16 protein-coding genes are annotated in these 13,193 nt (G+C 69.0%); 7 read left to right on the forward strand and 9 right to left on the reverse strand.

Features of this window, described 5'->3' with window-relative positions; all coding sequences use genetic code 11:
- Window positions 1-62 precede the first annotated feature (62 nt).
- Complete coding sequence (locus tag K344_RS0108585; protein WP_028080323.1) at window positions 63-314, reverse strand: helix-turn-helix domain-containing protein; 252 nt, start codon at window positions 312-314, stop codon at window positions 63-65.
- A 147-nt stretch (window positions 315-461) separates the two neighbouring features.
- Between K344_RS0108585 and K344_RS0108590 the strand changes: the two genes are divergently transcribed.
- Genes K344_RS0108590 through K344_RS20895 form a run of 3 tightly spaced genes read left to right on the forward strand, consistent with a single transcriptional unit; the run spans window position 462 to window position 1,933 of the window.
- A complete protein-coding gene (locus K344_RS0108590) occupies window positions 462-1,085 on the forward strand; it encodes an outer membrane protein (protein ID WP_028080324.1) in 624 nt (207 codons plus the stop codon).
- A 38-nt stretch (window positions 1,086-1,123) separates the two neighbouring features.
- Window positions 1,124-1,249, forward strand: a complete 126-nt coding sequence (locus K344_RS24810) for a hypothetical protein (RefSeq protein WP_281169447.1) — start codon at window positions 1,124-1,126, stop codon at window positions 1,247-1,249.
- 21 nt (window positions 1,250-1,270) lie between these two features.
- Window positions 1,271-1,933 carry a LysR substrate-binding domain-containing protein gene (locus tag K344_RS20895; protein WP_051362043.1) on the forward strand — a complete coding sequence of 221 codons (663 nt, stop codon included), beginning with the start codon at window positions 1,271-1,273 and terminating at the stop codon, window positions 1,931-1,933.
- Here the strand turns inward: K344_RS20895 and K344_RS20900 are convergent.
- From K344_RS20900 to K344_RS0108610, 3 genes are all read right to left on the reverse strand, one after another.
- Window positions 1,930-2,763 (reverse strand): class I SAM-dependent methyltransferase, encoded by an 834-nt coding sequence (locus tag K344_RS20900; protein ID WP_043114117.1) that lies wholly within the window; start codon window positions 2,761-2,763, stop codon window positions 1,930-1,932. The two genes, K344_RS20895 and K344_RS20900, sit on opposite strands and share 4 nt — an antisense overlap.
- 180 nt (window positions 2,764-2,943) lie before the next feature.
- A complete protein-coding gene (locus tag K344_RS0108605; protein ID WP_028080325.1) occupies window positions 2,944-4,989 on the reverse strand; it encodes an NADPH-dependent 2,4-dienoyl-CoA reductase in 2,046 nt (681 codons plus the stop codon).
- Between the two features lie 71 nt (window positions 4,990-5,060).
- On the reverse strand, window positions 5,061-5,630 hold the full coding sequence (locus tag K344_RS0108610; protein WP_028080326.1) for a thioesterase family protein: 570 nt from the start codon (window positions 5,628-5,630) through the stop codon (window positions 5,061-5,063).
- Window positions 5,631-5,774: 144 nt separating this feature from the next.
- On the opposite strand from K344_RS0108610, the gene K344_RS0108615 reads away from it, so the two are divergent.
- From K344_RS0108615 to K344_RS0108625, 3 genes are all read left to right on the forward strand, one after another.
- Window positions 5,775-7,022, forward strand: coding sequence for a TCR/Tet family MFS transporter (locus K344_RS0108615; protein ID WP_028080327.1), 1,248 nt, complete (start codon window positions 5,775-5,777; stop codon window positions 7,020-7,022).
- Window positions 7,023-7,121: 99 nt separating this feature from the next.
- Window positions 7,122-8,147: an alpha/beta fold hydrolase gene (locus tag K344_RS20905; protein ID WP_051362044.1), complete on the forward strand. Its 1,026-nt coding sequence runs from the start codon at window positions 7,122-7,124 to the stop codon at window positions 8,145-8,147.
- 46 nt (window positions 8,148-8,193) lie between these two features.
- Entirely contained in the window at window positions 8,194-8,508 is a 315-nt protein-coding gene (locus K344_RS0108625; RefSeq protein WP_157622840.1) for a hypothetical protein, read from the forward strand.
- A 21-nt stretch (window positions 8,509-8,529) separates the two neighbouring features.
- Here K344_RS0108625 and K344_RS0108630 read toward each other — a convergent pair whose 3' ends face one another.
- The 5 genes from K344_RS0108630 to K344_RS0108650 form a co-directional block, all read right to left on the reverse strand.
- Complete coding sequence (locus tag K344_RS0108630; RefSeq protein WP_028080329.1) at window positions 8,530-8,973, reverse strand: thioesterase family protein; 444 nt, start codon at window positions 8,971-8,973, stop codon at window positions 8,530-8,532.
- 48 nt (window positions 8,974-9,021) lie between these two features.
- Window positions 9,022-9,369: a DUF4256 domain-containing protein gene (locus tag K344_RS22965; protein WP_051362045.1), complete on the reverse strand. Its 348-nt coding sequence runs from the start codon at window positions 9,367-9,369 to the stop codon at window positions 9,022-9,024.
- Window positions 9,370-9,467: 98 nt separating this feature from the next.
- Window positions 9,468-9,797, reverse strand: a complete 330-nt coding sequence (locus K344_RS0108640) for a YnfA family protein (RefSeq protein ID WP_028080330.1) — start codon at window positions 9,795-9,797, stop codon at window positions 9,468-9,470.
- Complete coding sequence (locus K344_RS0108645; protein ID WP_028080331.1) at window positions 9,794-10,261, reverse strand: DUF4442 domain-containing protein; 468 nt, start codon at window positions 10,259-10,261, stop codon at window positions 9,794-9,796. Before K344_RS0108645 ends, K344_RS0108640 begins: the two co-directional genes overlap by 4 nt.
- Before the next feature lie 85 nt (window positions 10,262-10,346).
- A complete protein-coding gene (locus K344_RS0108650) occupies window positions 10,347-10,970 on the reverse strand; it encodes a hypothetical protein (protein ID WP_028080332.1) in 624 nt (207 codons plus the stop codon).
- A 72-nt stretch (window positions 10,971-11,042) separates the two neighbouring features.
- Between K344_RS0108650 and K344_RS0108655 the strand changes: the two genes are divergently transcribed.
- Window positions 11,043-13,085 carry a S46 family peptidase gene (locus K344_RS0108655; protein WP_028080333.1) on the forward strand — a complete coding sequence of 681 codons (2,043 nt, stop codon included), beginning with the start codon at window positions 11,043-11,045 and terminating at the stop codon, window positions 13,083-13,085.
- Window positions 13,086-13,193 lie beyond the last annotated feature (108 nt).

The raw sequence follows: 13,193 nt of genomic DNA on the forward strand, positions 1-13,193 counted from the left end.
ACGAAGAAGGCGCCTCACGGCGCCTTCTTCCTATTCGATGGCATCCCGCTTGGCACGTTTTGTCAGATGCCCTGGGATCGTCGCGACGACGCGGCGGTCTTTTGCTCGACGCTCCTGATCATCGCCGACACGCTGACGCCAAGGACCGTGCTCAGCTTGAACAGGGTCTTGATGCTCGCGGAATTGTGGCCGCGCTCGAGCAGGGAGACATAGTTCCGCTGCAGCCCGGCTTCCAGCGCGAGCTGCTCCTGAGAGAGGCCGCGCTGCAACCTCAGCTCGCGCAACACCTCCCCGAATGCCTGCTCCGGCTGCACGCCACTCTCCGTTCGATCGACGAACGGTAGGGGTCAGGTGCATGAAGATCTTCACAATATACTGGTCAATGGCGGGCGTGCTCAATACGATGCCTGCGTCGCTTCTGACGGGATATCTGCAAAGACCGGGGACATGATGAGCGGGGAATGGAAAAGGCCGGACGCGCGCGCGCCTGCCTGTTGCTCGGCGCGGTACTCGTGAGCACGCCTGCGGCAGCCGATCCAGCGGGGTTCTATGGCGGCCTGTCGGCAGGCGTGGGGCGCGTGAAGGGATACGACGATGCCAGATGGCGGCCGGTGCCGGCTGCGACGGTTGGTTATGCCTTTGTCTCGGGGCTGCGGCCGGAACTGGAACTCGCGTACCGTCATCACCGCGAGGTCGACGACGCTACGGCCGAGAGCGTGATGGGCAACCTCTGGTGGGATATCTGGAACGAGGGTTACTACTTCTACGTCGGAGGCGGGGCCGGCAATGCCTGGCTCGACGTGGACGCCCGCAATGAACGCGCTTCCGACTCGCTGGCGGCATGGCAAGTCGGGCTCGGTTTAGGTGGTGCCGTGAACGAGCATCTTACGGTCGGCCTGAACTATCGGCATTTCGAAACCTTCCAGGAGCCTCGCTTCTCCGCGGCAGGGCAGTCTTCCCGGGCCGGCAGCCGTTTCGAGGCGCAGGCCTTCCTCGTCGAGTTGCGCTATTTCTTTGGCGGTGGTCCGCAGGATCCGGCCCCGTCCGTTTCGGTGCAGCCAGTCAGGGTGGTCCCCGTCCGATAGCCTGCGGTTGGTATGTATTCCGCCGAGGTGTGCAGCAGATGGGCGCCGAGCAGTGCCAGGGCGCCGAAGAAGCAGAGGCTGAACCCGCGCTGCGGCAGCCGCTGCTGCAGCGCCTGACCGGCGGCCATGCCGAGCAGCGCCGGCAGCACGAGAAAGATCGATAGCCCAAGATCGGCGGCCGGTGCATGGCGTGCCGCCAGCAGCGCGACGAACAAGGCCAGTGTCGAGGTCGTGAACGACAGGCCCATCGCCTGCAGCAGCGTCTGGCGCGGCAGGTCGAGCGCCTGCAGGAACGGAATCGCCGGCATCACGAACACGCCGGTGACGGCGGTGCCATCGTCGACGCCGTGCGCGACGGGCTTTGCGACATCGGCATCGCTTCCGACGCGATGGCGATGAACGGGCTCGAAACCTTCGCGTTTCGCGACGATCCGCTGGTGCTCGTCGCGCCGCGCGGCGACGCGCTGGCGGCGCGGCGCACGCTGCGCTTTGCCGACGTGCTCGATCGCGATTTCATCGGTCTGGTCGACGGCAGCGCGCTGCACGCGCATCTGGCCGAGCAGGCGCGTGCGGCCGGCGCGAACCTGCGTTACCGCGCGCGCCTGCGCAGCTTCGACGCGGTCTGCGCGATGGTCGGGCAGGGCGTCGGCGTCGGCATCGTTTCGCTGGCCGCCGCGAAGCGCTGCGCACGCGGCAGCGGCATCGTGCGTCTGAAGCTCGCCGAAGACTGGGCGGCGCGGCGCCTGCTGCTGTGCGTGCGCCGCGCCGACGAGCTGCCGGTGTACGCGCAGCGCCCGCTCGCGCATCTGCGCGGGCAGGGCGCCGTCGCGGCGGCGAAGCGCAGCTAGTTCCGGCTCGCGACCTTCGTGCCGCGCGGCTTCGCGAACTTCAGCGTCATGCGGTCCGACTCGCCGATCGCGAGATACCGGGCGCGATCCTGTTCGCCGAGCTTCAAGGTCGGCGGCAGCGTCCACACGCCTTGCGGATAGTCCTTCGTGTCCTTCGGATTGTCGTTGACGTTCGAGCGTGCGACGAGCTCGAAGCCGGCGTTGCGCGCCAGCGCAATCACGTAGTCCTCGTTGGCGTAGCCGCTGTCCTTCATCTGCTGGAGCGTGCTGCCGGGCCTGGCGCGATGCTCGACGACGCCGAGAACGCCGCCCGGCTTCAGCGCCTTGAAGAACGCGTCGAAGGCCTGCTGCTCGTAGCCGCCGGCGACCCAGTTGTGCACGTTGCGGAACGTCAGCACCGCGTCGGCGCTGCCGGGTGGCGCGATGTCGGTCCGCGCCGGCGGCGCGAACGTCGACAGCGCGACCCTGTCGAGGCGTTCCGGCGCCGCTTCGAGCTTGGCCTGGTACGCCGCGACCCCTTTCTCCGACGCCGGCAGCGCCGCCGTGTAGCGGCCGCGATCGTGCAGGTACGCCGCGAGGATGTCGGTGTAGCCGGTCGTGCCGGGCCAGATCTCGACGACGTTCATGTCCGGCGCGATGCCGAAGAACGTCAGCGTCTGCAGCGGATGGCGATAGACGTCACGCGCCCGCTGTTCGGGCGCACGCGCCGGGCTGTCGACGGCCTTCTTCAGCGCCGCGTGGTCGACGCCGGATGCGGCGGCCGATGCCGCGAGCAGCATCGCGGCGAGACCGCCGGCGAAGGATGTGGACCAACGGAAGGCAGGCGCCATGTCGAACTCCGGAACGGATTCCCTGGAAGAACGTCGACAGTAGCCGCCACATCGCGGCCTGGCGAGAGGGGAATGCCGTAAAGGCACATGAAGCTTCTGTCAGCATGGCGCCGCCAGCCGGGCAAATGGCGAGGGGCCGCGTCATTGCGCGGCCCTCGCGCCATGGATCATCGGCGCTTGCTACAGCGTCGCCGCCAGCCGCGAGCCCTGGTCGATCGCGCGCTTCGCATCGAGTTCGGCGGCGACGTCGGCGCCCCCGATCAGGTGCACCCTGGCGCCGCCGGCCTGCAGCGGCTCCTGTAGCTCGCGCAGCGGTTCCTGGCCGGCGCACAGCACGATGGTGTCGACTTCGAGCAAGGTCGCCTTCTCGCGCTTCTCGCCGTAGCTGATCAAGAGGCCGCGTTCGTCGATCGCTTCATAGTTGACGCCGCCGATCATCTCGACCCGCTTCATCTTCAGCGACGCGCGGTGGATCCAGCCGGTGGTTTTGCCGAGGCGCTTGCCGAGCGGTTCTGCCTTGCGCTGCAGCAGCGTGACCTGCCGCGCCGGCGGCGTGATCTCGGGTTTCGCCAGGCCGCCGCGCGCGACGGCGGGATCGGCGACGCCCCATTCGCGCATCCACTCGGCGAGATCCAGCGTCGTCGAGTGGCCGTCGTTGACCAGATATTCCGACACGTCGAAGCCGATGCCGCCGGCGCCGATCACGGCGACGCGCGCACCGACCGGCTTGCCGTGCAGCAGCACGTCGATGTAGCTGAGCACCTTGCCGGTCTTTTCCTGTTCGGCCTGACCGGGAATCTTCGGGTCGCGCGGCGCGATGCCGGTGGCGAGCACGATGTCATCGTATTTCCCGGCGAGCAGATCGCTCGCCGACACGCGCGTGCCGAGCTTGACGTTGACGCCGGTCGTTTCGAGCCTGCGGCGGAAGTAGCGCAGCGTCTCGTGGAATTCCTCCTTGCCGGGAATGCGCTTGGCCATGTTGAACTGGCCGCCGATCTCGCTTGCCGAATCGAACAGATCGACATGATGGCCGCGCTCGGCGGCGACCGTCGCCGCGGCGAGACCGGCCGGGCCGGCACCGACGACGGCGATGCGCTTCTTGGCAGTGGTCGGCGTGTAGTTCAGCTCGGTCTCGTGGCAGGCGCGCGGATTGACGAGGCAGCTCGCCGTCTTCATCTGGAAGGCGTGATCGAGGCAGGCCTGGTTGCAGGCGATGCAGGTGTTGATCTCGTCGGCGCGGTTCTGCGCGGCCTTCTTCACGAACTCCGGATCGGCGAGCAGCGGGCGCGCCATCGACACCATGTCGGCCGCGCCGCTGGCGAGAATTTTTTCGGCGACGGCCGGATCATTGATGCGGTTGGTCGTGCACAGCGGAATCCGCACTTCGCCGCGCATCTTCTGCGTGACCCACGCGAATGCGCCGCGCGGCACCGAGGTGGCGATCGTCGGCACGCGCGCCTCGTGCCAGCCGATGCCGGTGTTGATGATGGTCGCGCCGGCCTTCTCGATGGCCTTGGCGAGTTCGACGATCTCGTCCCAGCTCTGGCCGTCCGGCACCAGATCGAGCATCGACAGGCGGTAGACGATGATGAAGTCCGTGCCGACCGCTTCGCGCATGCGCGAGACGATCTCGATCGCCAGTCGCATGCGGTTCTGCGCCGAGCCGCCCCATTGATCATTGCGCTGGTTGGTGTGCGCGGCGAGGAACTGGTTGATGAAATAGCCTTCCGAACCCATCACCTCGACGCCGTCGTAACCGCCTTCGCGCGCCAGCACGCCGGCGCGCACGAAGGCGCGGATCTGCCGTTCGACGCCGGCGCCCGACAGTTCTCGCGGCGCGAACGGCGTGATCGGCGACTTGATCCTCGACGCCGACACCGACAGCGGCGAATAGCCGTAGCGACCGGCGTGCAGGATCTGCAGGGCGATCTTGCCGCCCTCGGCATGCACGGCGTCGGTGATCTCGCGATGCGCGCGCGCCGCGGCGTGCGTCGACAGCTTCGAGGCGAACGGCAGCAGCCAGCCCTCGATGTTCGGCGCGAAGCCGCCGGTGACGATCAGGCCGACGTCACCGCGCGCGCGTTCGGCGAAGTACGCGGCGAGGCGCGGAAAGTTCTTTTTGCGGTCTTCGAGACCGGTGTGCATCGAGCCCATCAGCACGCGGTTCTTCAGCGTGGTGAAACCGAGGTCGAGCGGCGCTAGCAGATGCGGATACGGGCTGGCCAAGGAAAATCTCCTCTAAGGCTGGCAAAGGAAAACGGGGGGCGCCGGTCGCGTGGCGGGACGCGGCGGTTCGCTCACAGGCGAAGATGGCTGTCGCGCGGCGCGGCACCGGCCTCGGCCTTCAGCGCGGCGCTGATGCGGTCCTGGTTCTCGCTCCAGCGCAGCGCCCAGTCGGGCAGCGTGCCGGTCTGCGCGCCGCCGCCGCAGACCTCCATGACCTTCGCCGGCGGCACCGGGCCCTGCTTGCTGACGAACACGTAGCGCACCAGCACCAGCGCGCAGACGCGGCCGTCGCGCACGAAGCGGTGTTCGCAGTAGGTCCACTTCTGGTCCCAGCCGAGCGTGCGCGACTGCAGCTCGTAGGTCTCGAACGGCTGCAGCGAGCGCGAGTAGCGCGCGTCGGAATCGCCGGCGACCGGCCGCCAGCCGCGCTTCAGCGCCTTGAGCCAGACCTGGTTGCGCAGGCCGAGATCGAGGCGGCCGAGATCGGCCACCGAGAAATAGCGGCCATTGTTCATGTGCAGGTTCATGTCGATGTCGCCGGGCCAGACGCGCAGGCGCAGGCGGCCGGTATCGAGCACGCCCAGCCGGCCGCGCCAGCGGAAGCTCAGCCAGATCCACAGGCTGCGCCAGAGCATCGTCATGGGAAGGCCCACCCCGGAAGAATTCCGCCGCACGCTAGCGCAGCGGCGCCGCCGCGCCATTGGCGGTCGCGACAATGGCCGCTGCGAGCGCGCGACAAGGCGGCCGCGGGCAGGGCAAACTGCCGCCGTCCGGGGAACCACCATATGGCGACTACCACACCGCCCGCCGCCCGTCGCGGCGCGCTGATTTTCATCTTCGTCACCGTCGTGCTTGACATGCTGGCCTTCGGCATCATCATTCCGGTGCTGCCGAAGCTGGTCGAGCAGTTCCTGGCCGGCGATACCGCCCGCGCGGCGCGCGTCTACGGTACCTTCGGCATGGCCTGGGCCCTGATGCAGTTCGTGTTCTCGCCGCTGCTCGGCGCGGCGTCCGATCGCTTCGGGCGGCGGCCGCTGATCCTGCTGTCCTGCTTCGGGCTCGGCGTCGATTTCCTCTTCATGAGCGTGGCGCCGACGCTGGGCTGGCTGTTCGTCGGCCGCGTCATCAGCGGCATCACCGCGTCGAGCTTCTCGATGGCCAGCGCCTACATCGCCGACGTCACGCCGCCCGACAAGCGCGCCGGCGCCTACGGCCTGCTCGGCGCCGGCTTCGGCATCGGCTTCGTGTTCGGCCCGGCGCTCGGCGGTGTGCTCGGCCACGGCGATCCGCGCCTGCCATTCATGATCGCCGGCGCGCTCGCCGTGCTGAACGCGCTGTACGGCTTCTTCGTGCTGCCGGAATCGCTGCCGCGCGAGCGGCGCACGCCGCGCTTCGCCTGGGCACGCGCCAATCCGGTCGGCTCGCTGAAGCTGCTGCGCTCGCATCCCGAACTGTCCAGCTTCGCGATCGTCTACTTCCTGTACCAGTTCGCGCACTACGTGCTGCCGAGCACGGCGATTCTCTATTCCAGCTACCGCTACGGCTGGGATGCGCGCGCGCTCGGTCTGATGATGGCGGCGACCGGCGTCTGCAGCATCCTCGTGCAGACCTTTCTCGTGCGGCGCATGGTGGCGCGCTTCGGCGAGCGCGCGACGCTGCTGATCGGGCTCGCGGCCGGAACGCTGGGTTACGCCGGCTATGGCCTGGCGCCGAGCGGGGCCTGGTTCCTCGCTGCGATTCCGGTGTTCGCGCTGTCCGGCCTGGTCAATCCCGGCCTGCAGGCGCTGATGACGGCGCGCGTCGGCAAGAACGAACAGGGCCAGCTGCAGGGCGCCAACGCGAGCCTGATGGGCATCGCCGGCATGATCGCGCCCGGCTTCTTCGCGCTGGCCTTCGCGACCTTCATCGCGCCGGGCGCACCGTACCTGCCCGGCGCCGCGATGCTCGCCGCCGGGCTGCTGACGGCGGCGGCGATGCTGGTCACGCTGGCGGCGACGCGCCGCGCGACCGCGTCCGCAGCGGCGTCGCCGTGAAGCGTCATTCGCCAGCGTGCCAGGCATGTGCTGCCTGCGGCCAAGGCGGCCGCCGCCGCAGCCGCTAAGCTCGCGCGACGATCACCGAGCGGAGTTGCGATGTCACAGCCGACCGTGCGTTCCGGCCAGTTCCAGTATCAGGGGCATACGCTGGCCTACACGCTGCATGGCGCGGCCGGCGGCAAGCCCTGCGTGCTGGTGCACGGCATCCTGCTCGATTCGCTGCTGAACCGCGGCCTCGCGCGCCGCTTCGCCGCCCTCGGCTACGAGGTCGCGCTGCTCGATCTGCTCGGTCACGGCAAGAGCGAGCGCAGCCACGATCCGAAGGAGCATCGCGTCGATTTCTACGCCGATCAGGTGCTGGCGCTGCTCGATCATCTGGGCTGGCCGCGGGCGCTGATCGGCGGCGTGTCGCTGGGCTGCATCACCGCGCTCACCGTGGCGGTGAAGGCGCCGCAGCGCTGCACGGCGCTGTTCCTCGAAATGCCGGTGATGGAGTGGTCGGCGCCGTGGGCGGCCCTGATCCTCTCGCCGCTGCTGGTCGCCTCGCGCTACAACCCGCTGCTGCAGGGGCGCATCGCGCGGTTCATCGGCCTCCTGCCGCGGCCGCCGATCGACTGGCTGGCGAGCGCGATGAACGCGATCTCCAACGAGCCGAAGGTGATCGCCGCCATCCTGCACGGCGTGCTGGTCGGGCCGATGGTGCCGACCCTCGACGAGCGGCGCCGGCTGACCCTGCCGGCGCTGGTCGTCGGCCACAGCGGCGACAAGCTGCACGAGCACCGCGACGCGCGTTCGCTCGCCGCGCAGCTGCCGAACGCGAAGCTGCTGATGGCGAAGTCTATCCTCGAACTGCGCACGCGGCCGCGGCGCCTGTGGCCGGAGATCGAGAGCTTCCTGAAGTCGGTGCCGGCGGCGCTCGCCGCACCAGCGCCTGCGGCGGCGCGCCAGGCCGCGAGCCGGGCGCCTTCCGGCAGACCGGCGCGGGCGGTGCCGAAGAAGGCCGCGAAGAAGGCGGCGAAGAAAATCGCGAACAAGGTCGCGAAGAAAGCCGTGAAGCAGGCGCCGCCGCGCCAAGCCGCGACCGCCAGGGCGTCGAAAAAGACGCCTGGTGCGCGGCGCTGATTCACGGCCGCCCGACGGGCGCCGGCAGGGTGCGGGGAGGAGAACGATGCGTGCGTGGCGGATGATCGCGCTGCCGGCCCTGCTGTGGCCGCTCATCGCGACGGCGATTCCCGAAGGACCGGACTATCCCTCGGCGGCATGGACGGCGCGCGAAGCGCAGAACTTCGCCAGGGTGCTCGAAGCGCCGACCGAGGAGGTCGCGACGCGCGACGGCCGGCGCGCGCAGTGCGAGGACATCCGCGCCGGCTGCGCCGCGCCGCAGGCGCACCACGGCGGCGGTGCGTTCGGCCTGTTCGGCGCGCTGCTGCTGCTCGGTGCGGCGCTGCTGCGCGGCCCCGGTGCGGCGCGGCGGCGCACCTGACGGCCGGCCCGCCACGCCGGCTCAGGACAGCGTATTCACCTTCGGGAACCGCGCGCGGAAGTCGTCCGGCATCGGCTGCACCTTCTTGCTCCGGTAGTTGAAGAACACGAAGCCGGACTTCGCCGTGGCGATCAAGCTGCCGTCGGCCGGCCGCGAGATGCGGAACACGATGTCGCCGCCATAGCGGTTGAAGTCCATCACACCGATTTCGAACAGGAGCTGATCGCGCGCATGCGCCTCGGCGCGGTACATCGTCGCCAGATCGGTGACGATGATGCCGCACTGCGCGTCCGTCGGCTCGGTGATGCCATGGTTAAAGAGAAAATGCGCGCGCGCCTCGGAGATCATCGAGATCATCGCGTCGTTGCTGAGGTGATTGGCGGCGTTGATGTCGGTGATGCGCACGGTCAGCGTCGTGCGGTAGACGAAGGCGTCTTCGGGGAACTGCAGCTGGAGGCGCGCCATGGCTCGATGGGGTCGGCAGCGGAGCGGCGGATTGTAGTGTCCGCCGTCTCAGCGGAACAGCCAGCGGCGCACGAGCCGCGTATAGCGCGGCATCAGCACGTACAACAGCGTGAACACGGCGATCGCGGTGACCGGCAGCTCGCGATTCCAGGGCCTCGCGGGCTTGGCACAGGTACGGCGTCCCGGCGGACTCTCCGCGGCGCAATCGACGAAGAGGCGTTCGCCCGTCCGGCGATCGAATCCGACCACATCGGGCTCTCCGCTCGTGCTCTCCATCTCGGCGAGCGAGGCCAGGCGCGCCGGCGAACGTTCGAGCCGCGCCCGCACCAGGCTCCATGCGACGCCTTCATGCCGTTTCATGTGCGTCTCGAAACGGCGCTTCAGGGTGTCGAGCAAGCATCGCGCTGCGTCGCGTTCATGCGGGCTCTCCTCGTGGTCGCCGCGCCGGTGATGTCCGCCGGCGCTTATCGCAGGCGCCGTTCGTGGCCCGCGCATCAGCGCCGCGCGCCGAGCACGATCAGCGCGGCACCGGCGACGCACAGCGCCGCGCCCGCCAGATCGGTCGCCGTCGGCCGCACGCCGTCGACGCGCCACAGCCAGAGCAGGGCGACCGCGATGTAGACGCCGCCGTATGCGGCGTAGACGCGACCGGCGGCGGTCGGATGCAGGGTCAGCAGCCAGGCGAACAGCGCGAGGCTGGCGGCGGCCGGCGCCAGCAGCCAGGCCGCGCGCCGCTCGCGCAGCACCAGATACGGCAGATAGCAGCCGACGATCTCGGCGAGCGCGGTGGCGACGAACAGCAGTGCCGTGCGGGTCGGGCTCATGCGCCGGCGCGCGCCGGACGGTCTTTCTTGCGCCGCACGTACAGTGTCTTCTTCACGGCGGCGACGATCTTGCCGTCATTGTCGGTGAGGTCGACGCGGTACTGCGGCCGCACCGCGTGGCCGCCCGCGGCTTCGCGGCGCAGGCGCTCGATCTCGGCCGGCGGCATGCGGAACTTGGCGTAGACGGTGCCGCGTCCCGGCGAGACGAAGTCGATCTGCGCGGACTGGTCCCAGACCACGTGGTCCTCGCCCATGAGCCGCAGCGTCATCAGCATCAGGAAAGGGTCGGCCATCGCGTAGAGACTGCCGCCGAACTGCGTGCCGACGGCATTCTTGTTGTACCAGCGCAGCGGCATGCTGACGTCGACCTCGGCGAAATCCGCGCTCACGCGATCGACGCGGATGCCGGTGAAGAGATAGGGCGGATAGACGTTCATCAGCCAGCGGAACTGGCGCGCATTCACGTTCACGGTGAAGCTCCTGAATGGGAAGCCGCGATCATGCGCGAGGCGGCCGGCCATACGCCATTGGCCGTGCCGACGCGGCGTCTCAGCGACGCGGCAGCGCGGCGGCGACGGCGACATAGCCGCCGATCATCAGCAGCGCGTACCACCATTCGACGACATTGATCAGGCTGCCGTCGTCGTCGACCGCGCGCAGCGGAATGCTGGCAAGGCCGAGGCCGAGCAATGCCGCGCAGAGCAGCACGAGCGCCGCACGCGGCGCACGGCGCAGGCCGGGCAGACCTTCGAGCAGGGTCGCGGCGATCATCTCCGCCAGCACGGTGCCGGCGAAGTAGACGGTGATGCCGTAGCGGCGCAGCCACTGGTAGAAGCGGCCATCGGCGCCGAGAAAGCCCGCATACAGGGCGAGGAAGACCGCGGCGAGCAGGCCGAGCATCAGCACCGCGCGCACGCGCTTCGGCGCATCGGGGCGAACCCGGCGCAGCGCCGCGGCGAGGCCGCGCCAGTAGAAAGCGAGCAGCACGATGTCGACGGCCATCAGCGTCTTGAACACGAGGTTCGCCGTGCCGTGGCGCGCCGCGCGGCTGATCGAGGTGCAGCCGTCGACGTAGGGAACGCAGGCCGGCACGAAGCCGGCGCATACCGACAGCGCGTAGGCCAGGTGCACGGCGAGGAAGGCGACTCCGGCACTCAGCCAGGCGAGGCGCAATGGGGGTATTCGCCCTGTTCCTTTCATCGCGCTGCAGTTTACCCTGCGCCAATGCCCGATCGAGGAATCGACATGATCAACAAGCCGCGTGCCTGGCTGGCCATCGCGCTGAGCCTTTGCACCGTTTCCGCCTCCGCCGCCGAAGGCATGTGGACGCTCGACAATCTGCCGCGTGCGCAGCTGAAGGAGCAGTACGGCTTCGAGCCGGATGCGAAGTGGGTCGATCACGTGATGAAGGCGTCCGTGCGTCTCGCCGGCGGCTGCTCGGGCTCGTTCGTGTCGAAGGACGGACTCGTGCTGACCAACGCGCACTGCGTGCTCGGCTGCGTGCAGGACCTGAGCCGCGACAAGGACTGGGTCAACGATGGCTTCGTCGCCCGCAAGCGCGAGGAAGAGGTCGCCTGTCCGTCGGTCGAGCTGAACCGCCTCGAACAGATCAGCAACGTCAGCGCGCGCATCGCCAAGGCGACGGCCGGCAAGAGCGGACAGGCCTTCGTCGATGCCCGGCAGGCCGAGACCGCGGCGATCGAATCGGAATGCACCGGCCGGGATACCGCGCGCACGCGCTGCGACGTCGTCGAGCTGTACAACGGCGGCCAGTACGATCTCTACCGCTATCACCGCTTCCAGGATGTGCGCCTGGTGTTCTCGCCCGAGTACCAGGCCGCGTTCTTCGGCGGCGATCCCGACAACTTCAATTTCCCGCGCTACAACCTCGACATGGGCATGCTGCGCGCCTACGAGGACGGCAAGCCGGCGAAGATCAAGGACTACTTCCCGCTGAACACGGCCGGCGCGGCGGTCGGCGAGCTGACCCTAGTCACCGGCCACCCGGGTTCGACCGAGCGCCAGCTCACCATCGCGCAGCTGGCCTCGCTGCGCGACTATCGCCTGATCAATGCCGCGCTGTATCTGTCCGAGCGGCGCGCGATGATCGCGCAGTACGGCCGCATCAGCGCCGAGGCGGCGCGCCAGTCGCAGACCGACCTGACCTATACGGAAAACAGCCTCAAGGTCTACAAGGGCGAGATCGAGGCGCTGCATGATCCGGCCGTGTTCGCGCGCAAGCAGAGCGAGGAGGATGCCCTGCGCGCCGCGGCCGGTTCGAGCGCGCCCTGGGACGCGATCGCCCGCGCCGAGGTCGTGCGCCGCAACCAGTACGCGCGCTATGCGATGCTGGAGCGCAGCCAGGCGTTCTACTCCGAGCAGTTCCGCATTGCCCGTACCCTGGTCCGCCACGCCGAGGAAATGCAGAAGGCCAACGGCGATCGTCTGCCGGAATACCAGGACGCCGCGCTGCCGACGCTCAAGCAGAAGCTGATGTCGAAGGCGCCGATCTATCCGGACTACGAGAAGGCCAAGCTGACCTGGTCGCTGACCAAGCTGCGCGAGGCGGTCGGCCCGGACGATGCGCTGGTCAAGCTCGTGCTCGGCAGGAAGTCTCCCGAGGAACGCGCGAACGAACTGGTCGACGGCAGCAGGCTCGCCGACCTCGCCGTGCGCCAGCAGCTCTGGGACGGCGGCGCCGCGGCGATCGCGGCATCGGACGATCCGTTCATCAAGCTGGCGCGCGAGGTCGATGCGCCGTCACGCGCCGTGCGCAAGACGATCGAGGCCGAGGTCGACGCGCCGGAAGCGCGCGCCGCCGAGGAGATTGCCAGGCTGCGCTTCGCCAAGTTCGGCACCGGCGTCTATCCGGACGCGACATTCACGCTGCGCCTCTCCTACGGCGAGGTGAAGGGCTGGGACGAGAACGGCGTGCCGGTGCCGCCGTTCACCGATCTGGCCGGTGCGTTCGCGCGGCAGACCGGCAGCGATCCCTTCGAGCTGCCGAAGTCCTGGAACGCCGCGAAGCCGAAGCTCGATCTGAAGACGCCGTTCAACTTCGTGACCACCAACGACATCATCGGCGGCAATTCCGGCAGCCCGGTGATCAATCGCAAGGCGCAGATCGTCGGTCTCGCCTTCGACGGCAACGCGCACTCGCACGGCGGCGCCTTCTGGTTCGACGACCAGCTCAACCGCTGCGTGGCCGTGCACCCGGCGGCGATCGCCGAGGCGCTCGACAAGATCTACGCGGCCGGTGGCTTGCTGAAGGAAATGCAGGGGCGCTAGACAGCGCCGGCCGGCCGGCTTGGGCGCGCGGCGCGCCGTGACGGTCGGCGACATGCCGGATCGCGCGCCGCGTCCGTATGATGCGCGACGGTGCATCGACGGTGGCCA

It is taken from the genome of Solimonas soli DSM 21787, from assembly GCF_000474945.1.
In the GTDB taxonomy this organism is placed as follows: domain Bacteria; phylum Pseudomonadota; class Gammaproteobacteria; order Nevskiales; family Nevskiaceae; genus Solimonas; species Solimonas soli.

Excerpts from the sequence above, each read along its gene's own strand:
- K344_RS20905 (WP_051362044.1), top strand. The coding sequence starts at position 7,122 with ATGTCACAGCCGACCGTGCGTTCCGGCCAGTTCCAGTATCAGGGGCAT.
- K344_RS20895 (WP_051362043.1), top strand. The coding sequence starts at position 1,271 with ATGGCGTGCCGCCAGCAGCGCGACGAACAAGGCCAGTGTCGAGGTCGT.
- K344_RS0108630 (WP_028080329.1), bottom strand. The coding sequence starts at position 8,973 with ATGGCGCGCCTCCAGCTGCAGTTCCCCGAAGACGCCTTCGTCTACCGC.
- K344_RS0108610 (WP_028080326.1), bottom strand. The coding sequence starts at position 5,630 with ATGACGATGCTCTGGCGCAGCCTGTGGATCTGGCTGAGCTTCCGCTGG.
- K344_RS0108655 (WP_028080333.1), top strand. The coding sequence starts at position 11,043 with ATGATCAACAAGCCGCGTGCCTGGCTGGCCATCGCGCTGAGCCTTTGC.
- K344_RS0108625 (WP_157622840.1), top strand. The coding sequence starts at position 8,194 with ATGCGTGCGTGGCGGATGATCGCGCTGCCGGCCCTGCTGTGGCCGCTC.
- K344_RS0108615 (WP_028080327.1), top strand. The coding sequence starts at position 5,775 with ATGGCGACTACCACACCGCCCGCCGCCCGTCGCGGCGCGCTGATTTTC.
- K344_RS20900 (WP_043114117.1), bottom strand. The coding sequence starts at position 2,763 with ATGGCGCCTGCCTTCCGTTGGTCCACATCCTTCGCCGGCGGTCTCGCC.
- K344_RS0108640 (WP_028080330.1), bottom strand. The coding sequence starts at position 9,797 with ATGAGCCCGACCCGCACGGCACTGCTGTTCGTCGCCACCGCGCTCGCC.
- K344_RS0108590 (WP_028080324.1), top strand. The coding sequence starts at position 462 with ATGGAAAAGGCCGGACGCGCGCGCGCCTGCCTGTTGCTCGGCGCGGTA.
- K344_RS24810 (WP_281169447.1), top strand. The coding sequence starts at position 1,124 with ATGGGCGCCGAGCAGTGCCAGGGCGCCGAAGAAGCAGAGGCTGAACCC.